The sequence below is a fragment of the Pseudomonas sp. 910_23 genome (assembly GCF_052850795.1).
In genome coordinates, this window is the sequence record NZ_VXCZ01000005.1 from 115250 (window position 1) to 140037 (window position 24788).

The 24788-nt window shown below is 60.3% G+C and carries 14 protein-coding genes and 2 riboswitches; of the genes, 7 read left to right on the plus strand and 7 right to left on the minus strand.

From position 1 onward, the window contains the following. Positions 1-17 precede the first annotated feature (17 nt). Positions 18-2621: an NEL-type E3 ubiquitin ligase domain-containing protein gene (locus tag FW800_RS07735; protein WP_446437344.1), complete on the plus strand. Its 2604-nt coding sequence runs from the start codon at positions 18-20 to the stop codon at positions 2619-2621. A 44-nt stretch (positions 2622-2665) separates the two neighbouring features. Here the strand turns inward: FW800_RS07735 and metH are convergent, their stop codons facing one another. Then, positions 2666-6376 (minus strand): methionine synthase, encoded by a 3711-nt coding sequence (gene metH, locus FW800_RS07740; protein WP_446437345.1) that lies wholly within the window; start codon positions 6374-6376, stop codon positions 2666-2668. A gap of 167 nt (positions 6377-6543) precedes the next feature. Between metH and FW800_RS07745 the strand changes: the two genes are divergently transcribed. Beyond that, the gene (locus tag FW800_RS07745) at positions 6544-8835 is read left to right on the plus strand and encodes a fatty acid cis/trans isomerase (RefSeq protein ID WP_446437346.1); all 2292 of its coding nucleotides are present in this window, start codon (positions 6544-6546) and stop codon (positions 8833-8835) included. Between the two features lie 81 nt (positions 8836-8916). Then, positions 8917-9942: an acyltransferase family protein gene (locus FW800_RS07750; protein WP_446437347.1), complete on the plus strand. Its 1026-nt coding sequence runs from the start codon at positions 8917-8919 to the stop codon at positions 9940-9942. 41 nt (positions 9943-9983) lie between these two features. On the opposite strand, the gene FW800_RS07755 is transcribed toward FW800_RS07750, so the two are convergent. Then, on the minus strand, positions 9984-14165 hold the full coding sequence (locus FW800_RS07755) for an SET domain-containing protein-lysine N-methyltransferase (RefSeq protein WP_446437348.1): 4182 nt from the start codon (positions 14163-14165) through the stop codon (positions 9984-9986). 415 nt (positions 14166-14580) lie between these two features. Between FW800_RS07755 and nfuA the strand changes: the two genes are divergently transcribed. Then, a complete protein-coding gene (nfuA, locus tag FW800_RS07760) occupies positions 14581-15165 on the plus strand; it encodes a Fe-S biogenesis protein NfuA (RefSeq protein ID WP_003190728.1) in 585 nt (194 codons plus the stop codon). A 122-nt stretch (positions 15166-15287) separates the two neighbouring features. Here the strand turns inward: nfuA and cobM are convergent, their stop codons facing one another. From cobM to FW800_RS07785, 5 genes are all read right to left on the minus strand, one after another. Next, complete coding sequence (cobM, locus tag FW800_RS07765) at positions 15288-16034, minus strand: precorrin-4 C(11)-methyltransferase (protein ID WP_446437349.1); 747 nt, start codon at positions 16032-16034, stop codon at positions 15288-15290. Between the two features lie 71 nt (positions 16035-16105). After that, the gene (locus FW800_RS07770) at positions 16106-16498 is read right to left on the minus strand and encodes a cobalamin biosynthesis protein (RefSeq protein ID WP_032875943.1); all 393 of its coding nucleotides are present in this window, start codon (positions 16496-16498) and stop codon (positions 16106-16108) included. Then, positions 16495-17199, minus strand: coding sequence for a CbtA family protein (locus FW800_RS07775; RefSeq protein WP_446437350.1), 705 nt, complete (start codon positions 17197-17199; stop codon positions 16495-16497). The genes FW800_RS07770 and FW800_RS07775 overlap by 4 nt, the downstream gene beginning before the upstream one ends. A gap of 11 nt (positions 17200-17210) precedes the next feature. After that, entirely contained in the window at positions 17211-17399 is a 189-nt protein-coding gene (locus FW800_RS07780; protein WP_005788708.1) for a CbtB domain-containing protein, read from the minus strand. A 97-nt stretch (positions 17400-17496) separates the two neighbouring features. After that, positions 17497-17700, minus strand: a riboswitch (cobalamin riboswitch). Between the two features lie 116 nt (positions 17701-17816). Then, on the minus strand, positions 17817-18386 hold the full coding sequence (locus FW800_RS07785) for a hypothetical protein (RefSeq protein WP_446437351.1): 570 nt from the start codon (positions 18384-18386) through the stop codon (positions 17817-17819). A gap of 263 nt (positions 18387-18649) precedes the next feature. Continuing rightward, positions 18650-18849: riboswitch (cobalamin riboswitch) on the plus strand. 92 nt (positions 18850-18941) lie between these two features. Here FW800_RS07785 and cobW point away from each other — a divergent pair. Genes cobW through FW800_RS07800 form a run of 3 tightly spaced genes read left to right on the plus strand, consistent with a single transcriptional unit; the run spans position 18942 to position 24765 of the window. Next, positions 18942-20003: a cobalamin biosynthesis protein CobW gene (cobW, locus tag FW800_RS07790; protein WP_032875935.1), complete on the plus strand. Its 1062-nt coding sequence runs from the start codon at positions 18942-18944 to the stop codon at positions 20001-20003. Positions 20004-20005: 2 nt separating this feature from the next. Beyond that, complete coding sequence (gene cobN / locus FW800_RS07795; protein ID WP_446437352.1) at positions 20006-23767, plus strand: cobaltochelatase subunit CobN; 3762 nt, start codon at positions 20006-20008, stop codon at positions 23765-23767. Further along, complete coding sequence (locus FW800_RS07800) at positions 23767-24765, plus strand: ATP-binding protein (protein ID WP_446437353.1); 999 nt, start codon at positions 23767-23769, stop codon at positions 24763-24765. Before cobN ends, FW800_RS07800 begins: the two co-directional genes overlap by 1 nt. The last annotated feature ends 23 nt before the right edge of the window (positions 24766-24788 follow it).

The following is a 24788-nucleotide window of genomic DNA, read 5'->3' on the forward strand; positions in this document are numbered from 1 at the left end:
TGAATTGGCTGGAGGATGTGCCGCCTGATCAGCTCAGTGGTTTCATCCAGGCGTTCGCCGGAACGCAAAGCCTTGAACTGCGCTTCAGTCGCCTCACTGATGTACCGATCAGTGCGGGCATCCTGCCGGAATTGACACACCTGGACTTGTCCGACAACCAGATCGTAGTGAACCCGACAGTACAGGCTCAATTCAATGGGTTGAACAGGCTGCAAGTGCTGAGCCTGCAATATAACCGGCTGGGCACCCTCGACGTCAGCGCACTGACCCGCCTGACGGCGCTGAACCTGCGCGAATCGATGCTACGGGAATGGCCGCAAGGTGCTGAACACCTCGCGCAATTGGCTTGCCTGGACTTACGTGACAATCAGTTGACGAGCCTTGCACCGCTCGCGCTTGATGATTCAGATGTGTTGATGCGCACTGAGTTGGCAGGCAACCCGTTGAGCGTCGAAGGCACGACGGTACTCAATGCAGCGCGGCGTCGGATCGAGACGACCAAAGGATTGCCTGAGGGGGCGTTGAGTCGGTTTGCGCTGGATCAGGAACCCCTGGTGTTTCCCCCGAAGCAGACCGCTGGTTCGGTAGCGCACTATTTGCTGCCCTTGCCATCGGGTAGTGGGCACTTTGAGGGTGTTCCGGAAAATGCGATAAGGGCGTTAAGCCCGCTCTCGACGCAAGAGCAAGCCATGGCCAGGGTCAGGCAACTGCGCGAGACGGGGCTGAGCGACCTGCAAATAGATACGCAGGTCGCTCGGTGGTATCAGACCCACGACGTGCTGACGCGTGAGTTGAATGGTTGGTTGTTTACCCGCGAGGCGCGCGCTTTTGGCGACAGTCTCGACAGTCTGAAGCGAGTAACCCCCGCACAGGCGATCCGCGAATCCTGGGTTCGGGCTGTGGTAGAAGGGCGCCCGGCCGGCGAGGTCGAGACGTTGAGCTTGCAGGCGACCCAACCTGGTGATTTTCCCGCGCTCTCCGTGCCGTTTACCCATGTGCGCAGCCTCAATCTGACGGGGGTCAAGCTCACTGCGCAAGGCAGCAACGGGTTTTTAGCCGCCTTTGCCCCATTGAACCGGTTGATACTCAGCGGTAACGAGCTGACAGCACTGCCCGAAGCCGTTCAACGCATGGAGCAGCTTGAACGTCTGGAACTGGCCTACAATGCCTTCACGCAAGCGCCGTCGTTGCCTGCTCGATTGCGCAGTGAGCGCTTGCGTTGGTTGGACCTGAATCATAACAACCTGCAGGCCTTTGATATGCGGGACTTCAGTCGCCTGGAGACACTGGACGTGAGCTACAACGACATCGCAAGCTGGCCCGAGGGTGCGTTGGAGTCGCAGCACCTGACCCAGCTGAACCTGCGCGGCAATGCGCTGGTGTCCTTCCCGCAGTCTCTACTCGAAGGCGCGCACGACGGCTTGGTGTCAGGTACGGACCTGGCCGATAACCATAACCTGACCGCGCAAGCCCTTGAACAAATGCGCAATTACGCCGAGGCGCATGAGGCCAATGAGGTCATGGGCTTTTCGCGAGCAGAACTGGACCGCGCCCATCGTCGCAATTATGGCGGGTCCGACACTGAGTCGGACCCGGACTCCGATGCTGATTCGGGCTCTGGTTCTGACGACGATGATAGTGATCCGGACGCCGGCTACCTGCCGGCTGAGAGCATTGAAAACCCGCTGCAAAATACCGCGCAGCTGGCACTTGACCCCTGGTTGGCCGATACCTCAGCGGAGTTGGCGACACAACGAACAGCGCTGTGGAATCAACTGGCACAGGCGCAGGATCATGATCGGTTTTTCCACCTCATTTCGCTGTTGCGCCTGACCTCGGAATTCAACCTCAACCGCCCGAGTCTCATGCAACGGGTATGGGGCGTTATCGCGGACGCCGCAGAAAATGCCGAGTTGCGCGGTACCCTGTTCATCGAAGCCGAAACCCATGGCACCTGTATCGATGGCCGCATCCTCACGTTCAGTGAGATGGAAGTGCGGGTGTTCGAATACCGCGCCTTGCGCGATATCCCACAGCAACGGCTCGACCTCAGGGGCCGGGCGCTGCTGAACCTGTCGCGGCAGTTGTTTCGGTTGAGCAGGGCCGATCAACTGGCAGAAGCCGCCGCGGTGGGCATGGACCGGGCCGAGGTGCGCTTGAGTTACCGGATCGGCTTGACCCGCGGCTGGCCCGACGGCCTGGAGCTGCCTGGACAGCCGACCTACATGGCGTTCGCAAACCCGATCAATGCCGAGCTACAGGCACAGTTACGCGCACAAATCCTGGCAACTGAAAGTACCGATGCGTTTGTCGAAAGCCTGATTCAACGTGAGTACTGGTTGCGTTATCTGGATGAGCGTTACGCCGAACAGTTCGAGGCCCTTGAGGACGAACTGGCCCGCCGTTATGAAGCCTTGGAGGACGCACACAGCGACCGGGGCGATGCCCAGAGTATGGCGCGCTATGAGCAAGCCATTGGTCAGTTGGAGATCGAACGGGCTGCCGCCCGTACTCAGAAACGCATCGAGCTGTCCCGGGCAGAGATACAGCGGTTTTCGGGCATGGAACCTGTCATGCCCGCTCCGTCGTCACCTCAGCCGGGCCCGTCCCGGCGCCCCTGAGTCAGCACTATAAGAGCGCCGCACCGGGTGGTCGGGGTTTAACCTCAGTTGTCATACCCCAGGTTCGGCGCCAGCCAGCGCTCCGTCACGCTGAGGTCCTGGCCTTTGCGCGCGGTGTAGCTGGCGACCTGGTCCTTGTCGACCTTACCCACGGCAAAGTACTGCGCCTGCGGGTGGGCGAAGTACCAGCCGCTGACTGCTGCTGCGGGGAACATGGCATAGTGCTCGGTGAGGAACACCCCGCTGCGCCCGGCGTGCATTTCACGGGCCTCGGGGTCCAGCAGTTGGAACAGCTGGGCTTTCTCGGTGTGATCCGGGCAAGCCGGGTAGCCGGGGGCAGGGCGGATGCCGCTGTACTGCTCCTTGATCAGCGCCTCGTTGTCCAGTTGTTCATCCTTGGCATAGCCCCAGTGTTCTTTGCGCACTTGCTGGTGCAGCCATTCGGCGCAGGCTTCGGCCAGGCGGTCGGCGAGGGCCTTGACCATGATCGAGTTGTAGTCGTCGCCAGCGTCCTGGTAAGCCTTGGCCACTTCCTCGGCACCGATGCCGGCGGTGGTGATGAAACCACCGATGTAGTCGGTCACGCCGCTGTCCTTGGGCGCGACGAAGTCGGCCAGGGAAAAATTCGGCTTGCCGTCGGTCTTGATGATTTGTTGGCGCAGGTGATGCAGTTTGGCGATGGGCTGGCCGTCGTCGCCGTAGACTTCCAGGTCATCGTCCTGCACCTGATTGGTCGGCCAGAAACCGAACACCGCGCGGGCGCTGATGAGTTTCTCGTCGATCAGCTTCTTGAGCATTTCCTGGGCATCGGCGTACAGCGCAGTGGCGGCTTCACCGACCACCTCGTCTTCGAGGATGCGCGGGAACTTGCCGGCCAGGTCCCAGGAGATAAAGAACGGCGTCCAGTCGATGTACTCGGCCAGGACGTTGAGGTCGATATTGTCCAGCACCTTGGCGCCGGTAAAGGTCGGTTTGACCGGGGTGTAGCTGCTCCAGTCGAACTGCGGCTTCTTGGCGATGGCCGCCGGGTAGCTCAGGCGTTCGGTACGCGCACTGCGGTTGGAGGTGCGTTCACGCACGTCGATGTATTCCAGGCGGGTTTTCTCGACGAAACCGGCCTTCAGTTCCTTGGACAGCAACTGCGTGGCCACACCCACGGCGCGCGAGGCGTCGGTCACGTAGATCACGGCGTCATTGCTGTACTTGGGCTCGATTTTCACTGCCGTGTGCGCCTTGGAGGTGGTCGCGCCACCGATCATCAACGGCAGGTGGAAGTCCTGGCGCTGCATCTCGCGGGCCACATGCACCATTTCATCCAGGGACGGCGTGATCAGGCCGGACAGGCCGATGATGTCGCACTTCTGCTCCTTGGCCACCTGCAGGATCTTCTCGGCAGGCACCATTACACCCAAATCCACGATGTCATAGCCGTTGCACCCGAGCACCACGCCGACGATGTTCTTGCCGATGTCATGCACGTCGCCTTTGACCGTGGCCATCAGGATCTTGCCCTTGGCCTCCGGCTTGTCGCCTTTTTCCAGCTCGATAAACGGGATCAAGTGGGCCACGGCCTGCTTCATTACGCGGGCGGATTTCACCACCTGGGGCAGGAACATTTTGCCGGCGCCGAACAGGTCGCCGACGATGTTCATGCCTGACATCAGCGGGCCTTCGATCACTTCGATCGGACGTGCGAACGACAGGCGCGACTCTTCGGTGTCTTCGACGATATGCGTGGTGATGCCCTTGACCAGCGCATGTTCCAGACGCTTGTTGACGTCCCAGCCACGCCATTCCTCGGTCTCGGCTTCCTTGACGCTGCCGTCGCCTTTGTACTTGTCGGCAATCGCCAGCAGGGCGTCGGTGCCTTCCGGCGTGCGGTTAAGCACCACGTCTTCCACGGCGTCACGCAGCTCGACCGGGATCTGGTCGTAGATCTCCAACTGGCCGGCGTTGACGATACCCATGGTCAGGCCGTTGCGGATCGCATACAGCAGGAACACCGAGTGGATCGCCTCACGCACCGGGTTGTTGCCGCGGAACGAGAATGACACGTTGGATACGCCGCCGGAGGTCAGCGCATACGGCAGTTCGTCGCGGATGTAGGCACAGGCGTTGATGAAATCGACGGCGTAGTTGTTGTGCTCCTCGATACCGGTGGCGACGGCGAAGATATTCGGGTCGAAGATGATGTCTTCCGGCGGGAAGCCGACTTCATTCACCAGAATGTCGTAGGAGCGTTTGCAGATCTCTTTTTTACGCGCTTCGGTGTCGGCCTGCCCGGCTTCGTCGAAGGCCATCACCACCACCGCAGCGCCGTAACGCTTGCACAGTTTGGCGTGATGAATGAACTGCTCGACGCCTTCCTTCATGCTGATGGAGTTGACGATGCCCTTGCCCTGGATGCATTTGAGGCCGGCCTCGATCACGTCCCACTTGGAGGAGTCGATCATGATCGGCACACGGGAGATGTCCGGCTCTCCGGCAATCAGATTGAGGAAGGTGACCATGGCCTTCTTCGAATCCAACATGCCTTCATCCATGTTGATGTCGATCACCTGGGCGCCGGCTTCCACCTGCTGCAGGGCGACTTCCAGGGCTTCGGTGTAGTTGTCTTCGCGGATCAGCCGAGCGAACTTGGCCGAGCCGGTAATGTTGGTACGCTCGCCGACGTTGACGAACAACGAGCTGCGATCGATGGTGAACGGCTCCAGGCCGGACAGGCGACAGGCCTTGGGAATGTCCGGGATCGGGCGGGGCGCATAACCGGCCACGGCCTTGGCAATGGCTTCGATATGGCCCGGTGTGGTGCCGCAGCAGCCGCCGACGATATTCAGGAAACCGCTCTGGGCGAACTCTTCGATGACCTTGGCGGTTTGTGACGGCAGTTCGTCGTACTCGCCGAATTCGTTGGGCAGGCCGGCGTTGGGGTGCGCCGAAACGTGGGTGTTGGCTTTGTTCGACAACTCCTCCAGGTAGGGGCGCAGCTCGCTTGCGCCCAGAGCGCAGTTCAAACCGACCGAGATCGGCTTGGCGTGGGCCACGGAGTTCCAGAACGCTTCGGTGGTCTGGCCCGACAGGGTACGGCCGGAGGCATCGGTGATGGTGCCGGAGATCATGATCGGCAGTTCGATATTCAGTTCTTCGAACACGCCTTGCACGGCGAAGATCGCCGCCTTGGCGTTGAGGGTATCGAAGATGGTTTCGATCAGGATCAGGTCGGCACCGCCTTCGATCAGGCCCTTGGTGGCCTCGGTGTAGTTTTCCACCAGCTCATCGAAGGTCACGTTGCGGTAGCCAGGGTTGTTCACGTCCGGGGACAGTGAGCAGGTACGGCTGGTCGGGCCCAGTACACCGGCGACAAAACGCGGCTTGGCCGGGTTCTCATGGGTTTTGGCGTCGGCCACCTTGCGCGCCAGGCGGGCGCCTTCCACGTTCAGTTCATAGGCCAGCTCTTCCATGCCATAGTCGGCCATGGAGATCCGCGTGGCGTTGAAGGTGTTGGTTTCAAGGATGTCGGCGCCGGCGTCCAGGTAGGCCTTCTCGATTCCGCCGATCACGTCGGGACGAGTGAGGACCAGCAGGTCGTTGTTGCCCTTCACGTCGCTTGGCCAGTCGGCGAAGCGTTTGCCTCGGTAGTCCTGCTCCTCAAGCTTATAGCTCTGGATCATCGTGCCCATGCCACCGTCGAGGATCAGGATACGGTCCTTGAGGGCTTTGTGAAGGGCTTGCAGGCGAGCGCTACGATCGGGCATGGGACTACTCTGGTCAGGCATTACGGAGGGCGTGAATCATAGCAAACCTGTGCCGATTTAGAGCATGTCAGGGTTCTGCATGAATATCGCTCATGTTGTCGGCAGTCATGGCCCGGTAGAATCACCGCCACTTCACAGACCGCACGCCTTGAATCGGGACCCGATACATGTCACTTCGTTTGATCGTCAGCGCCGTCCTGGCCTTGATAGCCAGTACCGCGCAGGCTGACGGCCCCGCTTCGGCGATTTCCTATACCCGCGATATCCAACCGATCTTCACCGAGAAGTGCGTGGCCTGCCATGCCTGCTACGACTCTGCTTGCCAACTCAACCTTGGCAGCGCAGAGGGCGCGGCCCGTGGCGCGAGCAAGGTGCCGGTGTACGACGGCGAGCGTAGCCAGGCCACACCGACTACACGGCTGTTCTATGACGCGTTCGGCAAACAAGCCTGGCAGCAGAAGGGCTTCTATTCGGTACTGGATGCCCAGGGCAGCCAGGCTGCGTTGATGGCACGTATGCTGGAGCTGGGGCATAACGCGCCATTGCCACCCAATGCCAAACTGCCCGACGAGATTGTATTGGGCCTGAACCGCCAAAACATGTGCGCGACGCCCGGCGAGTTCAACGCCTATGCCGGCGCCCATCCCAAGGAGGGCATGCCGCTGGCAGTTACCGGCCTGACCGACCAGCAATACCAGACCCTGCAACGCTGGCTGGCCTCCGGTGCGCCGATTGATGAGCAGAGTCTGGCTCCCAGCACCAGGGAGGCCTTGCAGGTGCAGCAATGGGAAACCCTGTTCAACCAGCCGGGCGCCCGCGAAAGCCTGGTGGCGCGCTGGCTGTACGAGCATTTGTTCCTCGCCCACATTTACTTCGAGAATGGCGAGCCGGGGCATTACTTCCAGTGGGTGCGTTCGCGTACGCCGAGCGGGAAGCCGATCGACCTGATCGCGACCCGTCGTCCTAACGATGACCCAGGCACTCAGGTCTATTACCGCCTGTGGCCGGTACAGGGCGTGATCGTGCATAAAACCCACATCACTTACCCGTTCAGCGCGGTGAAAATGGCACGGATCAAAGACCTCTTCTATTCCGGTGACTGGCAGGTGAGCGCCTTGCCGGGCTACGGACCGGGGCGCCGTGCCAACCCGTTCGAAACCTTCGAAGCCATACCGGCCAAGGCGCGTTATCAGTTCATGTTGGATAACGCCGAATACTTCGTGCGCACCTTCATCCGCGGTCCTGTATGCCGTGGGCAGATCGCCACGGACGTGATCCGTGACAACTTCTGGACGCTGTTCCAGGAGCCGGACCATGACTTGTACATCACCGATGCCCGTTATCGCGGCCAGGCCACGCCATTGTTGGCCATGCCTGGGCAAAACGATGATGTGGGCAGTGTGCTGGGCCTGTGGCTGGCCTATCGCGACAAGCGTAATCAGTATGAGGCGTTGCGCCGCGATAGCTACGCAGATGTGCCGCCGCCGAGTTGGTCGAGCTTGTGGGCAGGTAATGACAATGCCTTGCTGACCATCTTTCGCCATTTCGACAGCGCCTCGGTGACCAAGGGCCTGATCGGTGAGGTGCCGCAGACGATGTGGCTGTTCGATTACCCACTGCTGGAGCGCACTTATTACCAGTTGGCAGTCAACTTCGACGTGTTCGGCAATGTGTCGCACCAGGCCCAGACGCGCTTGTACTTCGACCTGATCCGCAACGGCGCCGAACAGAACTTCCTGCGTCTGATGCCGGCCGACACCCGCGAGGACTTCCTTGACGACTGGTACCAGAACAGTGGCAAGCTCAAGTTGTGGCTGGACTATGAAGCCATTGATGACGACAAGCCCACGGGGCTGCATCTGGACGAGAAAGATCCCAAGCGCGATTTTGCCAACCAACTGCTGACGCGTTACGGCGGTTTGAACGTCAGCCCGGACCCGATCAACCGCTGCACCGGGGCCTATTGCTCGCGCACCGGTATCGACCCGGCCTTGCAGGACGCCGAACAGGCGCTTAGCCGCCTGACATCGCGCCCGGCGGCGGGGCTCAAGGTGATCGACCAGTTGCCCGAAGCCACCATGCTGCGCATCGAAACCCAGAGTGGCCAGCGCGTGGTCTACAGCATGCTGCGTAACCGTGCCCACAGTAACGTGGCTTTCCTGTTGGGTGAGGCTTATCGCTACCAGCCGGGCCTCGACACACTGACCATCTATCCGGGGGTGATGAGCAGTTACCCGAACTTCATGTTCAACATTCCAGCTCAAGAGGTGCCGCAATTCGTCACGCAAATGGAGCAGGCCAAGGATGCCAAGCGGTTTGAGAAAATAGTCGATCGCTGGGGGGTACGCCGCAGTCATCCGCAGTTCTGGCAATACTTCCACGATTTGTCGCGGTACATTCGTGAAACCACGCCAGTGGAAGAGGGTGTATTGGACATGAACCGCTACGAGAATCTATAACTACTGTATTGGTCCGGTCATTTCTCCAAGGGAGCGCTGAAGCAGTCGGATACCTACCTACGGACTGGACAGGGGACACCGATGTTGATTTCAGTGCAGTTTCTACGCGCCTTGGCGGCATGGAGTGTGGTGGGCCACCATTTCATGCAAGGGTTTTTCAACTTTGAAGCCAGCAACGCGCTGGAGTCTCTGTTTGTCGAAAAAGGCGCCATAGGGGTGGATGTGTTCTTTGTCATCAGTGGCTTGGTGATTTACCTGGCGACTGCCGACAAAGCGCTGAACCCCGGGCGTTTCATGCTGATGCGCGTGGCGAGGATTGTTCCGGCGTATTGGTTCTATACCCTGCTCATGATTCTCGTGGTTGCCGTTGTGCCTGCGATCTTTCCAGAGGCTCGGCTCGAACCCGGTCATGTACTCATGTCGATGCTCTTTATACCGGCCCAAAACCCGGGAGGCTTCGGCGTCTACCCACTGCTCGATGTCGGGTGGACACTGAATTTCGAGATGCTGTTTTATTGCCTGTTTGCCTTTGCCTTGCTGGTGCCTGGGGCTTATCGTTTGTGGGTGCTAGCAGCGCTGCTGTATCTGGTGTGCTACATCATCACTCCCGCCGTTGACCTGGCCAGTGGCTTCTACCATGAGGACATTATTTTCGAGTTCCTGATGGGCGTGGTGATCGGCATGCTGTATCGGCGCGGCCTATGCCGGGCCAAGCCTTGGCTGGCATTGTTGGGTATCGCAGCGGCCCTGGTGGCTATTGATCATGGCGCGGACATACCCCGAGCCCTGGAGTGGGGAGTACCCAGCGCGATAGTGGTCTTCAGTTGCGTGGCGCTGGAACCTTACTTCCAGGGCGCGCGCTTGTTGAAGGTGCTCGGGGATTGCTCCTACTCGGTCTATCTACTCCACGTGTTGGTGCTCAGCGCCGGGCGTTGGATCGCCGACCGCACGGGGATCGACCCTTACGCCATATTGCCTGGATGTATCGTCATCATCGGACTGGGCGCATTTGTGAGTTACCAATGGCTGGAGAGGCCTGCCTACCGCACGCTCACACGCTGGTTTGGCGTTGATGCTCCGGCACCCCTTTCGACAGCGCCTCGGTGACCAGGGATCTGGTCGGCGAAGCGCTTTACAAGTGGCCGGTCTCAGGGCTTCAAGTACTTCCAATAGCTTTTGCCATAGTCCATCAATAACTCGGTCCCGGCCGGAATATCCCGCCACGCGACAATAAATACCATGTATTTACCTACGCACAGGGAGCCGACGTTCTCGATACCGACATCGGTAATGCCCGGTACCTTGACCGCATTGATCAGGCTCAGCGTATTACTGTTGCCGTGGCCGCTAATGCTGGCACCGCTGGTGTTGGTCTGAAATAGATATGTGCCGACCGCCGCTTCACCCTTTTCAAGTATTTCGGTATTCACCGAAGCTTGGTCCAAGTGCAGCTTGCCGGTGTACGGCCCCAGCACATCGAACCGCTTGATGTCGGTGCGGGCCACGACCGAGAGTCCGCGTTCCGTGCCCTCGTTGAGTTTCTTGACCTCCAGCAATCGATCGAGCTTGCGATGATGATTGCCCTCCTTGGAGATCCATTCGCGAATGCTCTTGGTGGCAGCCTCCTTGACTTCCACATGTTGCATGCCGATGAACTCATCGAAAAAGCCGTTGGCATCGGTAATTTTGATGTTTTGCAGTGGGCCTTCCAGTTCCAGGGTCAAGCTGCGCCTGACATCGTTTGGGTCCTGCAGGATCGGTGCGTTGTTGTTGATTTTATGGTCAAAGGACGCCGTGATTGAAGTGGAGCGCCGGCGGGCAGGGACGGCCTCTTCATCCAGGCGCGGATGTTTCGAGCCGCCTGCCGTAGGTGGCGGAGCGGGGCGTTTCCTGGCGATCGGTTGATCCAGCGGGCTCCTCTGCCCGAAGATCAACATTTCCCTGCCGGCGCGGGTCATGCTGCCATTGTCATTGACGTAGGCGCTCCAGATCACCGGATTGAGGTTTTTCTCATCGACAAACGTGAGCACGGAATGCCTTGAACCAGGGGTAATGTAGTGCTTGTGCCATTCGTCCAGGTGTTCAGGTGTCAGTACGGTGAATTCTCCACCGTTGGCATGCTTGGCGAGCACTTTGCCGGCGGCGCGATAGCTGCCATCGAGGTTGACGTACTGTGCCAAATCCCGTGGGTCCAGGTTATGGTCAGCGGCGAAGCCTTCAAGGGTAAGGCTGTTGCGTTCTCGTTGCGAGCTGTTGCGCCAATGCTCCAGATGGTCGTGGGTAATGGCGGTACGGGCGGTTCCCGCACGGTCGAGCATCTGTTGCCCTCGGGGTGTCAACGTGTCGCGGCTTTTGACAAATTGGCGGAATGCGGTGGGGTCCAGATTGTAGGTCTTGATGAAGGTGTCCAGGGTTTTTTTCAAGGCGTGTTCACTGGATTCGGTCCATTTCTGCAGGATCGAGGGGGTCACGACGTTCGTGACATCCGGCGCGCCGCCCGTGACTTTGATCTGGCTTGAGTACCAATGCCCCGGTTCTACGGAGGATAGCGTGATCGACAGGTCGCGATTGTTCTTCGGGTTGACCATGACCACCGAGAAGCTGTTGTCGGCGCCCGCGGCGGTTTCCTGGATAAATCCATAGGAATTGTCACGTACCTGATACACCGCGATCTTGCCCTTGTCGTCGACATTGCAGATGAACTTCTGGTTGTAGTCCGCGCGGGAGAAGATACCGCGTGCGTCGGGTTTGAGACCGCTGATCAACTGAGGGGCGACGGCGTATTGACGGATCAACGGGCTGCTGTTGCTGATCACCGTGATCGGTTCGCGATAACGCGGGCCGAAGGCTTTATTGGACGCGGCATCGATGAGGCGAAAATCTGGCGCGTCGAGGCTACCGACGTTACGCATCGGAATGTCAGGGAAACCGTCGACGGTAAAGAGTCGATCGCCGGCCTGAAGTGGCTTCCAGGTCGTGGGGTCAACTGACTTCATGTGGCGGGCAGCGAGGGTTCCATCGCGTAGGAGGGCTACCCCGCGTTTCGTCTGGCGCATGGCAATACGGCCAAGCTTGGCCAGTCCAAAGCGCGCCAGCCTGAGCAGGCTGGGTACCGCCGCCAGGGGGTTGAGTTCCTGCAGAACTGAAATCACCAGCGTGCCTGTCAGTTTTGCGAGTTTTGGCAAGGCCAGGCGCAACCCGGTTTTCCCGGCCTGGATGATCAGACGGCTGGAGCCGGCAACATACCTTCCGACCGGCAAGGCAAAAGACACGAAGTCGATGGTCAGGCTCGCGATCCCCGGTTTGATGCGCTGGGGATCCCCGGATGCGAGGTCGTCAATGCCGGCCCAGAAGGGAACAAATACCTTGCCCCAGAACGTCATGTCTTCCAGTACATCGCGGCCGATGTCCATTTCCCGTGTGCTTTTGCGGGTCTGTTCCAGGAGCGCTTCTTCGTCGCGGAAAAACAGCTCTCGGGCGATCATACTCGCCAATTGTTCACTGCGCGGGGCATACAGGGTATTAGGGGCGAACGATTCGATTCGACGTCCCAGGGCATCGATGGCCGGCAATGTTTCGCCGACTTGCTCAACGATCAACTCGGCCTTGCGGCCTGCAACAGGGGTATTGCTCTCCTTGTAGGCATTCGGATCAAAGGGGACTTCGGTGGCCAACCTGTATTTACACCAACTCATCGCATCGCGTAGTTCTACGACCTTGCCGTCCAGCGGCAGGGTCTTGATGTCAGGACGTCGACGAATCAATCCGGCGAGGGGGAACACCTCGATGTAGTTGGCCTGGAAGGGCTGGCGTGGTTTTACGATTCGAAGGATGAAACCTGCCCGGTAACGAACGGCATCGGTCTTGCGTTTGTCTTCATATTCGACCGGAACCTTGTCCAGGGCTTTTCGCAATGAGTACACCGTGATTTCGTCTTGATCCACATCAAGGGTGTCAGAACCCAGGTGGGCAAGCAGGGATTGGATCAGCACCTTATAGGCATTCCTGGGTGTCTCAAGCGCCTCATGGAAGACGTTGTCGTACTCGGTGTCTGACGCCGAGCGCCAACGACTGGGCAGGTTGAGGGCAAGATTGCGAACCGCGTTGAACACCTCATGCTCATGTTGCTCCAGGGCGGCTACGGCTTGGCTGAGTTCTTCGCGGGAGGGGCCTGATTGCCGAGTGGCAATCAATCCGTTGGCTTGTGCCCAATACACCGTGGGCGTCAGCTTGGCGGCCGCTATCAGCGCCTGCTGCTCGGGGTTGTCGGCGTTGGCGTGAAAGTGTGCCGCTGGCAGGTTGAGCAATTGTTCGAAGGTCATGTGGCGCGATGAGCCTGGTGCCAGCGCTTCGGCCAGAAGGAAACCGCTTCTGAAGTTGACCCAGGCAGTGGTGACACCGTAGGGCAGGTCCTGGGGAATATCGGCGACCCATACCTCGCTGGCGATATTGGCCTTGGCCACGCACATCACCAAGGGTGTCGACTCAGGGCTGATCGACAGGGCGTTTTCAAAGCGCCGGGCCAAAGAATTGCGGATCGACGAATAATAAGTTCCCGCTGAGATGAACAACTTCAATTCATTATCAATGGACGCTTGAGGTGCGGGGATGATCGTCAGCCATAGCGCGCGCCAGAGTAATTTCACTAGAACCGGCTGTGGGCAACTTTCGTGCTTTTGGCTGCCATACCAGCCCAACGCCGTGGCTATCCGTTCGGCCAGTGCCAGGTTCTGCGGGCTGTTGAGAATCTGCTCAAGCAAGACCGTTGGTGTCGTTGCGAGCAGTTCCTGCTGCGATGGGGAATAGTGCTCAGGCAATACTGTACGGAACAGAGATCGGCCGGTTTCCTTTTCGATTTGGCGGGTCACCTCCTTGATAGTTTCGTCGGCCGGTGCATCCAACAAATGCTCCAAGTCGCTTACGTGGCCGTCGTGTCCTAGTCGCTGCAGAACGCGGTGCTCCTGCAGGCCATAGAGCACCGATTTCCACTGTGCGGTGGTCTTGGGCTGTGGGGGGGCGATGGAGTAATACTTGAAGACCAGATCAAGCCTTACCGAGCCATCGGCTTTGAGTCCATTGCCCACGCGGCGGTTGATGTCGAGCAATACATCGACGTCGATGGACCAATAAGTGGGGACATGTCGAAGGACCACGGCGTGGTCGTCGATGCTGAAAACTTCGGGAAGAGCGGGCATCGGCGGGCGGGTGCTGCTGAGCATTGTCGAGAGCAGGTCGTAGAGAAAGTCCCGCCCCAGTACGGAATTGTCAGGCTCTGGTTTCTTGCAGAGGAACTGTTGAAAGTCTTCATCCTCCTGCAGTTTTTTCAGCACCCGAAAGGCTTCCTTGCACTCGCGACCCAATGCGGAATCTTGCGGGGGGTAATAATAACAATCAGAAGCGGGTGACGACTTCAGTGGGATGCGTGCGGTCACGTAATCAATCAAATGGTCCAGATGCGCTGGCTGTGCAGGCAAACCCTTGAAATGGAAACTCTGCATAGCAATATTCATTGAATCCTCACAACCAATAGCCGAAGAGGATTCACTATATTCAGCATGATTTTGCGGGAGGCCTATATAACTAGGTGCAAGGCAGGCGTTGGCGATCGATCTGTTTTCACGGGCAATGGGGCGGTTGTTCGCCATCGGTCAGGGGGATAGGGGGGCTTTTCCGACAAAAATGCTCGGACTTTGTACCTGCGTAATAATTTGGCGTAAACTGCCGGCAAGCCTGTGAGGAGTTTCCATGACTGCCATAACCATTACCGACGCCGCCCACGATTACCTGGCTGACCTGCTGTCCAAGCAGAACACCCCGGGTATCGGCATCCGCGTCTTTATCACCCAGCCCGGCACCCAGTACGCCGAGACCTGCATTGCCTACTGCAAGCCGGGTGAAGAGAAGCCTGAAGACACCGCCCTGGGGCTGAAAAGCTTCACCGCGTACATCGATGCCTTCAGCGAAGCTTTCCTTGACGACGCCGTAGTCGACTACGCCACCGATCGCATGGGCGGCCAGTTGACTATCAAGGCGCCCAACGCCAAGGTGCCCAACGTTAACGCCGACAGCCCGGTCAATGAGCGGATCAACTACTACCTGCAAACCGAGATCAACCCGGGGCTGGCCAGCCACGGCGGTCAGGTGAGCCTGATCGACGTAGTGGATGACGGTATCGCGGTATTGAAGTTCGGCGGCGGCTGCCAGGGTTGCGGCCAGGCGGACGTGACTCTGCGCGAGGGCATCGAGCGCACCTTGCTTGAGCGTATTCCTGAGCTCAAGGGTGTGCGCGACGTGACTGATCACACGCAGAAAGAAAACGCCTACTACTGAGTAAGGTGTTCACTGCGAGCTAAAAAAACGGCGCCCCGTGAGCGCCGTTTTTTATGCTCTAAATTCAGCCAGCTATGATGATTGTCTGATAGTTTGGATTGGCTGTGGTTCAGTTCATATCTTCAAGGACGATAGAGGTGGGCGTGACCTGCGCGGTACAGCGAGGATTCGCCAAAGCTATCATTTGCCAACACCCGCCCGACCACAATCAGCGCCGTACGCCGAAAGCCTTTAGTCGCGACCTTCTGGGCAATATCACTCAACGAACCCACCACCCAATCCTGGTCCGGCCATGTCGCGCGGTGCACCACGGCGATCGGGCAATCTGCACCATAGTGCGGCAGCAGCTCAGCGACGATCCTGTCCAGATGATTGACCCCCAAGTGAATGGCCATTGTCGTGCCGTGCCGGGCCAGGCTGTCGAAGCCCTCACCCGCCGGCATGCTGGTTTTATCCGCATAACGGGTCAGGATCACGCTCTGGGCAATGTCCGGCAGGGTCAGTTCGGTTTCCAGCAACGCCGCGCAGGCAGCCACCGCCGTGACCCCGGGAATGATCTGAAAGGGAATGCCCAGCTCGCGCAAGTGACGGATTTGCTCACCAATCGCCCCATAAAGGCTCGGGTCGCCGGAGTGCACGCGCGCCACATCCTGGCCTTGCGCATGGGCGGCTTTGATCACGTCGATGATCTGTTCCAGGTGCAGCTCGGCACTGTTGACCACCTGGTGTGCCTGATGACCTTCCAGTACTGCCGCAGGCACCAGCGAGCCAGCGTAGATGATCACCGGGCAGCTGCGGATCAGCCGCTGGCCCTTGACGGTAATCAGTTCCGGGTCGCCGGGGCCTGCGCCGATGAAGTAGACGGTCATGGGGAATTCCTGTTGAAAAAACGGGCGAGCATGAAGATTGCTCATGATCGAGAACGGCAATTATCGGGATTTTAACCGGCGCAGGCCAATGCAAGGGTGGCCTGGATGGTTTTCTTGCGGGTGATGAGCAGGTGGGCAGGGCCGTGGGCGAGTTGCTCGGCCAAGGCCAATGCGGCACTTTCGGCGATGCCGTAACAGCCGGTATGGCTAAATGCTACGTCTGATTTGTGGCTCAGCCGATGTTCAAAGCCGGCCAGTTGTTCGGCGCTGAAACACTGCAAGGGCAGGCTCAACAATTGGGCCAGGGCCACCAACCCCGGCTCAGCCTGTTTGCGATCAATGCTCGCCAGCGCGGTAATGCGTTGGCGTTCAATGCCGCCTTCGGCGAGGGCGCTATCAAGGAGTTCCAGCAGGGTTCGGACATCACAACCCCGCTGGCAACCCAGGCCGACGACGAGGGTCATGCCGAGTAGTGTTCGTCGCGGTTACGGCGAAACAGCCAGGCACTGATCAGACCAAGGGCCAGCCAGAACGCCACATTGGTCAACTGCGATGCGATCTTGAACTGGGCTTCGAGGGCCTCCGGGGCCAGCATGGAGTGGACTTCCGGCTGCGGAGCGCCAATCACGTGGGGTACGGCGACGATCGCCACGCCCAGCACTTTGAGCAACCAGCCGCGACCGAACACCAGCAAAGCAATGCCAGCAGCGGTAGACGCGGCAGTGCCGATCCACCAGATCTGCCGTTGCGCCAGATCAGCGGCGGCGGTGCCCGGCAGTTCAGGCGGCAGGCCCAAGGTCGGCGCAAGTACGAATGTCGCGTAACCGGCCAGGCCCCACAGTAGCCCTTGAGCTGTACGGGTTGGTGCGCGCAGGGTGTACAGGCCGGCCAGCATCAGCGCAAACCCGACCGCAACGACCAGGTTGCCACCGGTGGTCGACAGCACGCGCTGCCAGCCATCTTCCGGCTCCCAGGCTTCGGCGTCGTGGGTGTGGGCAGCGGCGCCAGCAGCATGTTCATGGGGGACTTCGGCAACAGCTGGAGCCTTTTCAAAGGTCTCCGCCTGCAAAATCAACGGCGCGACCCACAAGCTTTGCAGCAGGGTCAGCAGCAGGGCGGCCAATAAGCCGGTGAACCCTGCGGTTTGGGCAATACGCTTGATCATGTCGGCAGGTCTCAGTGGCACGGGAACGCGGCGCTGTGGCGGGTATCGTGGGCCGCGTTGTGCACGGCTTCGATATGGGAGAAACCGGCGAAATACACCAGGCACGCGCCAAGGATTGATGCACCGATGGCGGCGGTCAGGCGTTGGCTCAAGGTGGCAGTGCTGCTGGCGGAGGGAGAAGTGCTGCTGATGATCGACATGGCGCGTCCCTTTCAGGTATCAGGGTGAAACGAGCGCATGAAAACCCCGCGAGCCAGGCACGCAGGGTTCTGAACAGCGCCCGCCCACCGCGGGTTTGTTATCTGATATTTTCGGGCCGGTCTCCGGGCTTGCGAGGGGACTTTTGAACGTCCTGACAGCATCGCCTTCCCATGCATTTGCACAGTGGCTGTGACACTTCACTCGCTTACCGTTGCGGGGGCAGCACCGGACTCGTCGACGCATCGACTCACCGGTTTCCCGTTTCACCCTGTGAAGGGCACCCGAAACAAGATGTGTAGGAGAGCATGACGCAGTGATGTACGTCAAATAGATGCGTCTTGAGGAGCACCGCTTGCCTGTCGAAGCCTTGCGATCAAGTGTCAAACATCGCCGGCTGTGTAACTTGACCAGATTAGTTAGTTGGGTCGATAACGCAGCAAAACGGCATAGTGCTGCCCATCGAAAGTGGGCTTTGTGAGCATGTGCTCGATGTTTTCAATATCGAATCTTCCATCTTCTGCGCCGGGCCTGCCATTGTCACCAATGCCGATATCTAGCTCACGAAGTGCCCGAGGGTTTTGCAGGAGTATCTTGGCATACAAGGTTGCCTCGGCGGAAAAAGTTCTGGTGGTTGGCACCTGACCTGCCGCTTCTTTCAATTCGTTAACGTTTACAAAACGGTCGTTTTCGCCTGTGGCGTACTCACGAAAGTGCTGTTTTATCTTATTCATCACAGCGTCCTGTTGGTAATGGACTACCTTAGGGCGGTCGCTGGTGGGCTGTTCTACAAGGCTGCTCAAGAGTGGCTCTGATCGTTTGAATCGCGGCAGATTGCTATGATTGTGCTGTGCGGCCGGAGGGCTGGCCAGGGAACCCTGCGGCGCACCCTCAACAGCGTCAGTACTGACTCGCGGTTTGTTATTGATTGCACCTGTATCGTTAAAAAGAGCGAAGGGAGTGGGCGCGTTAGAAGTCGATATCAGCATGATTCATTCCTGAAGCCAATGGATTAAAATTCGCCACATTTCAAAAACACTCTGCTAATTGCGAAAGGGCAGGAGTGTCTGTATGAAATGAGCACTGCTGCGTGGTGTCGGACTGCGCGACCGTTCCGTATTGAATATGACATCATATTGCAGGCGCTTTTGCGGGATCGGCTCAAGCCTTACAAAGACTGAGTTGGTTAAGGCACAGGCTGGGTAAGTTTATGCTTTAGGCGGCGCGACATTGACCCGCTCCGTTGCACTGCGTAGCCTTGCACCCTCGAGGTTCTTCGGCCCAGGTCGAAGCTAAGAAGGGAACGCGGTTCAAGCCGCGGCTGCCCCCGCAACTGTGAAGGGTTCAGTTGACTGCCACGCCACTGCCGAGACGGCGGGAAGGCGCAGTCAGCGTTGGTCACAAGACCTGCACGCCCCAAGCCAGGAGACCTGCCTCGTCACCGATTTTCCAATTCAACCGGGCGGGGTGATCCGGTGACGAAATCCGCTGCTGCGCGCGCCGCAGGGCCTGTCGTCCCGTATGCCCGCCCCAAAGGGCATCCGATGAAAACACTGGCCAAACTCCCCGTCACCATCGTTACCGGCTTCCTCGGCTCGGGCAAGACCACGTTGCTGCGCCACATGCTCGATAACGCCCAGGGCCGTCGCATAGCCGTGATCGTCAACGAGTTCGGCGAACTGGGCATTGACGGCGAAATCCTCAAGCAATGCTCCATCGGGTGTACCGAAGAAGAAGCCAACGGCCGCGTGTACGAACTGGCCAACGGCTGCCTGTGCTGCACCGTGCAGGAAGAGTTCTTCCCGGTGATGCGCGAACTGGTCGCTCGTCGTGGTGACCTTGACCATATCCTGATCGAAACCTCGGGCCTGGCTTTGCCCAAACCCCTGGTGCAAGCGTTCCAGTGGCCGGAAATCCGCAGCGCCTGCACGGTTGACGCGGTGATCACGGTGGTCGACAGCCCGGCCGTGGCCGCCGGCACTTTCGCTGCGTTCCCGGATCAAGTCGACGCCCAGCGCAAACTGGACCCGAACCTGGACCACGAGTCGCCTTTGCACGAGCTGTTCGCCGACCAACTGGCCAGCGCCGACCTGGTGATCCTCAACAAAGCCGACCTGATCAGCACCGAAGACCTGGCCCGCGTGCGCCTGGAAGTGGCCGAGGAGCTGCCGCCGGCGGTTAAGATCATCGAAGCCAGCAGCGGTCGCCTGCCATTGGACGTGCTGATCGGCCTGGGTGCCGGCTCCGAAGAGCATATCGACGCTCGCCACAGCCATCACGATCATCACCATGAAGGCGAAGACGACCACGATCACGATGCTTTCGACTCCATCTCCATCGACCTGCCTCAAGCCGACGAAGCACTGTTGCTGGACGCCCTGACCCAATTGGTGGTGCAACACGGCATTTTGCGCGTCAAAGGCTTTGCTGCTATCCCGAACAAGCCGATGCGCCTGCTGATCCAGGGCGTGGGCACACGCTTTGACAAGCACTTCGACCGTGCCTGGGGTGCCGATGAAGCGCGTATCACGCGCCTGGTGCTGATCGGTCAGGAGCTGGACGCCGCTGGCCTTGAAGCGCAATTGCGCGCTGCCCTCAGCGTTTAACCATGCACCTGCTCAGGACCCAACCCGGTGGTTTCGTCGCGGACGACAATATTGCCGACCTTGGCCAAACCCCCGCCGAGCTGGTGATCCTGTGCAGCGGTGACTCCAGCCTGGCGCTGCTGGCCGAAGCCGCCCAGCAGTTGCCCGAGGATTACCCCAGCCTGCGCCTGGCCAACCCGATGCAGGTGCAGAACCACGCCTCGGTCGACCTGTACGTCGATGAGGTGTTGCGTCACGCCAAGGTCATCCTGATTTCCTTGCATGGCGGCATTGGTTATTGGCGCTACGGCATCGAGCGCCTGGTAGAGCTGGCCGAGCGTGGCGTCACGTTGATCCTGGTGCCGGGGGATGATCGTCCAGACCCGGAACTCAGCGGCCTGAGCACCGTTGCTGCTGAACAGCGCGAGCGTCTGTGGCACTTTTTGCGCCAGGGTGGCCTGGGCAATGCATTGGACTTTTATCACTGCCTGGCCAGCGCCCATCTGGGCCGCGACTATGCCTGGGCCGAGCCACAAACCTTGCCGCGTACGGCGATCTATCACCCGCACAAAGCCAATGCCCGCCTCAATGACTGGCAGGCGGATTGGCGCGCCGACTTTCCCGTGGCCGCGGTGCTGTTCTACCGCTCCCACTTGCAGGCGGCCAATACCGGGTTTATCGATGTGTTCTGCCAGCGCTTGCAGGCAGCGGGCCTGAACCCATTGCCCATCGCAGTGGCCAGTTTGAAAGAGCCCGGTTGCCTCACAGTGGTCGAGGACCTGTTGGACGACGTGCAAGTCGCGGTGATCCTCAACACCACAGGCTTTGCCCAATCCAGCCCCGAAGCGCCGCATCTGCGACCGTTTCGGCGCAACGTCCCGGTGATCCAGGCGATCTGCGCCCAGGATAATCAACCCGGCTGGGAGGCAAGCGAACAGGGGCTCGGCCCCCGCGACCTGGCCATGCATATTGCCTTGCCCGAGCTGGATGGGCGCATCATCAGCCGGCCGATCAGCTTCAAGGACCTGGCCTGGCGCAGCGAGCGCAGCCAGTCTGACGTGGTGTGCTACCGCGCAGCGCCCGAGCGCATGGATTTTGTCGCTGAACTGGCGCGGCGTTGGGTTGACTTGGCCCGGGTGCCGAATGCCGACAAACGCATCGCCCTGATCCTCGCCAACTACCCGACCCGTGACGGTCGCATCGGTAACGGTGTGGGCCTGGACACGCCAGCAGCGGCGCTGAATATCCTGCGGGCCTTGCAGGTTGAAGGCTATCCGGTGGCGCCGGCGCTTGCGGACAGCGGCACCGCACTGATCCACGAGCTGCTCGGCGGTGTCACCAACGACCTCGACAGCCTCGACCAGCGCCCGTGCCATCAAAGCCTGGGCCTGGCCGAGTACCAGGCGTTGTTCGATCGACTGCCCGAGTCCAATCGCCAGGCCGTGCTGCAACGTTGGGGTGCTCCACAAAACGATCCAATGTTCCGCGACGGCCGCATGATGATCGCCGGCCTGCGCCTGGGCCTGACCTTCGTCGGCATCCAGCCGGCCCGGGGTTACCAGGTGGACGCGAGTGCCGTGTACCACGACCCGGACCTGGTGCCGCCCCATGGGTACCTGGCGTTCTATTTCTGGCTGCGTCACACCTACGGCGCACACGGCGTGATTCATGTGGGCAAGCACGGCAACCTGGAGTGGTTGCCGGGCAAGGGCGTGGGCCTGTCGGAAAACTGCTGGCCGGATGCATTGCTGGGGCCGCTGCCCAATATCTACCCGTTTATCGTCAACGACCCGGGCGAGGGCGCCCAGGCCAAGCGGCGTACCCAGGCCGTGATCATCGACCATCTGATGCCACCGTTGACCCGTGCCGAAACCTACGGCCCATTGCGTAACCTTGAGTTGTTGGCCGACGAGTATTACGAGGCGCAATTGCTCGACCCGCGCCGCGCCCTTGAGTTGCAAAAAGACATTCTCAAGCTGGTGCGCGAAACCCGCATCGACCAAGAGCTGGAGCTGGACAGCGAGACTGACGCCGACATCTGGTTGCCGCGCCTGGACACCTACCTGTGCGATTTGAAGGAGTCGCAGATCCGCGACGGCCTGCATGTCTTTGGCGAGTCGCCCGAGGGCCGCTTGCGCATCGACACCTTGCTGGCGTTGCTGCGCATTCCGCGTGGCGATGGCCGTGGCCCGCAATCGAGCCTGTTGCGGGTGCTGGCCAAGGCCTTCGAACTGGGCTTCGATCCGCTCGATTGCGCCTTGGCCGAACCATGGACGGGGCGGCGCCCCCAGGTACTGCAAAAGATCGACGGGCAGTTGTGGCGCACCGCCGGCGATACCCGCGAACGCCTGGAGCTTTACGCAACGCGCTTGATCGAGCAGGCGCTGGAAGGCCCTGTCGAGCAGTTGGAAGAGCCTGGCTGGGAGGACGTCAAGTCGGTCGTCGAAAGCCTGCGCATCGTGGTGGCGCCACGCCTGGACGCCTGCGGCCCGGCGGAAATGCGCGGCCTGCTCGATGCCTTGAGCGGGCGCTTCGTCCCGGCAGGGCCCAGCGGTGCGCCCAGTCGCGGACGCCTGGATGTGCTGCCGACCGGGCGTAACTTCTTTACCGTGGACGTACGCAACCTGCCAACCACCACAGCCTGGCGCATCGGTTTCCAATCGGCCAACCTGATTCTTGAGCGCCACCTGCAAGACCACGGCGACCATTTGCGCCAACTCGGCCTGTCGGTATGGGGCACGGCCACCATGCGCACCGGCGGTGATGATATCGCCCAGGCCATGGCGCTGATGGGCGTGCGCCCGGTATGGGCCACCGGCAGCCAGCGGGTCGACGATTTTGAAATCCTGCCGATCAGCCTGCTGGATCGCCCGCGTGTCGACGTGACCCTGCGCGTGTCCGGCTTCTTCCGCGATGCCTTCGCCAACCTGATCCGCCTGTTCGACGCAGCGGTGCAGGCGGTGGCGGCCTTGGATGAACCGGACGACATGAACCCGTTGGCCGCCAAGGTGCGCAGCGAGCGCCAGGCGCTGGTTGAGTCGGGCCTGAATGCAGAGGCTGCGGCCAAGCAGGCCGGCTGGCGCATCTTCGGCGCCAAACCGGGCGCCTATGGCGCGGGCGTGCAGGGCGCGGTTGACGGGCGTCTGTGGCAGAGCCGCGAGGACTTGGCCGAGGTCTACCTCAACTGGGGCGGCTATGCCTACGGGGGCTCCGATGAAGGCACCGCCGCCCGCGAGCAGTTTGCCCAGCGCCTGAGCCAAGTGCAGGCGGTGTTGCAGAACCAGGACAACCGCGAGCACGACTTGCTCGATTCCAATGATTACTACCAATTCCAGGGCGGTATGCTCGCCGCCGTGGAAACCCTCAGCGGTGACAAGGCCGCCAGTTATCATGGCGACCACAGTCAGCCGGACTTGCCCAGAATCCGCACCTTGAAGGAAGAGCTGAACCGGGTGATCCGCGCCCGCGCCGCCAACCCCAAGTGGATCGAAGGCGTGAAACGCCATGGCTATAAAGGCGCGTTTGAAATGGCCGCGACCGTGGACAACCTGTTCGCTTTCGACGCCACCACCGCGTTGATCGACGACCATCAATATGCACTGCTCGCCGATGCCTACCTGCTGGACCCTGACACCCGGGCGTTTGTGCAGCAGCACAACCCCGCTGCCCTGCGCGACATGACCGAGCGTATGCTCGAAGCCCAGCAGCGGGGCATGTGGCAGGCGCCGGGGGCTTATCGCGAAGCACTGGAAAACCTCTTGCTGGATATAGAAGAAGACAGCTGATGACCGAGATTCCCCATTTTCCGCTGTCCGCCGTGGTCGGTGCTGACGACCTGAAACTGGCGCTGTGCCTGACCGCCATCGACCCCCGCATCGGCGGCGTGCTGATCGAAGGCCCGCGAGGCATGGCCAAGTCGACCCTGGCCCGTGGGCTGGCGGACCTCCTCGCCAGTGGCCAGTTCGTGACTTTGCCCCTGGGAGCGACCGAGGAACGCCTGGTCGGCACGTTGGACCTGGATGCCGCACTGGGCGAAGGCCGTGCACAATTTTCCCCTGGCGTGTTGGCCAAGGCTGACGGCGGCGTGCTGTATGTGGATGAAGTCAACCTGCTGGCCGACCATTTGGTGGACCTGCTGTTGGACGTGGCCGCCAGCGGCACCAACCTGATCGAGCGCGACGGTATTTCCCATCGGCATTCGGCGCGCTTTGTGCTGATCGGCACCATGAACCCGGAGGAGGGCGAGTTGCGCCCGCAGTTGCTCGACCGCTTTGGTTTCAATGTGGCGCTGAGCGGGCAGACCTTGCCCGCCGAACGTGGGCAGATCATTCGTCGTCGTCTGGATTTCGACAGTGATCCGGCGGCCTTCTGCGCGCAGTGGGCCGCGCCGCAAGCCGAGTTGCGCGAACGCTGCACGCAGGCGCGGGCGCGACTCGACAGCATCGACCTGGACGATCACGCGTTGGCGCAGATTACCGAACGTTGCTTTGCCGCAGGCGTGGACGGTATGCGCGCCGACCTGGTCTGGCTGCGTGGCGCCCGAGCCCATGCGGCGTGGCGAGGCGCTTCAGCCATTGCCGAGCAAGACATTGAAGCGGTGGCCGAGTTTGCCTTGCGCCATCGTCGTCAGCAGCAAACGCCCGCGGCCGCACCGCCGAATCAAGGGCAGTCGTCGAAACCGTCTGAAAGCTCGCCCGGCCAAGGCCAATGGGGCGATATGCCTGCGCCGGCCTTGCCCACGGGCGCCCGCCGCGATGTGCCGGCCTGGCCAAAAAAGCCCTAGGCATTCGCCCCCGACCTGACGCG

Bases quoted from the DNA above. Each gene is read 5' to 3' on its own strand.
- FW800_RS07745 (WP_446437346.1), top strand. From the start codon at position 6,544: ATGTCACTTCGTTTGATCGTCAGCGCCGTCCTGGCCTTGATAGCCAGT.
- FW800_RS07780 (WP_005788708.1), bottom strand. From the start codon at position 17,399: ATGTCGATCATCAGCAGCACTTCTCCCTCCGCCAGCAGCACTGCCACC.
- cobM (WP_446437349.1), bottom strand. From the start codon at position 16,034: ATGACCGTCTACTTCATCGGCGCAGGCCCCGGCGACCCGGAACTGATT.
- FW800_RS07750 (WP_446437347.1), top strand. From the start codon at position 8,917: ATGTTGATTTCAGTGCAGTTTCTACGCGCCTTGGCGGCATGGAGTGTG.
- FW800_RS07770 (WP_032875943.1), bottom strand. From the start codon at position 16,498: ATGACCCTCGTCGTCGGCCTGGGTTGCCAGCGGGGTTGTGATGTCCGA.
- FW800_RS07775 (WP_446437350.1), bottom strand. From the start codon at position 17,199: ATGATCAAGCGTATTGCCCAAACCGCAGGGTTCACCGGCTTATTGGCC.
- metH (WP_446437345.1), bottom strand. From the start codon at position 6,376: ATGCCCGATCGTAGCGCTCGCCTGCAAGCCCTTCACAAAGCCCTCAAG.
- cobW (WP_032875935.1), top strand. From the start codon at position 18,942: ATGAAAACACTGGCCAAACTCCCCGTCACCATCGTTACCGGCTTCCTC.
- cobN (WP_446437352.1), top strand. From the start codon at position 20,006: ATGCACCTGCTCAGGACCCAACCCGGTGGTTTCGTCGCGGACGACAAT.
- FW800_RS07785 (WP_446437351.1), bottom strand. From the start codon at position 18,386: ATGCTGATATCGACTTCTAACGCGCCCACTCCCTTCGCTCTTTTTAAC.
- FW800_RS07800 (WP_446437353.1), top strand. From the start codon at position 23,767: ATGACCGAGATTCCCCATTTTCCGCTGTCCGCCGTGGTCGGTGCTGAC.
- nfuA (WP_003190728.1), top strand. From the start codon at position 14,581: ATGACTGCCATAACCATTACCGACGCCGCCCACGATTACCTGGCTGAC.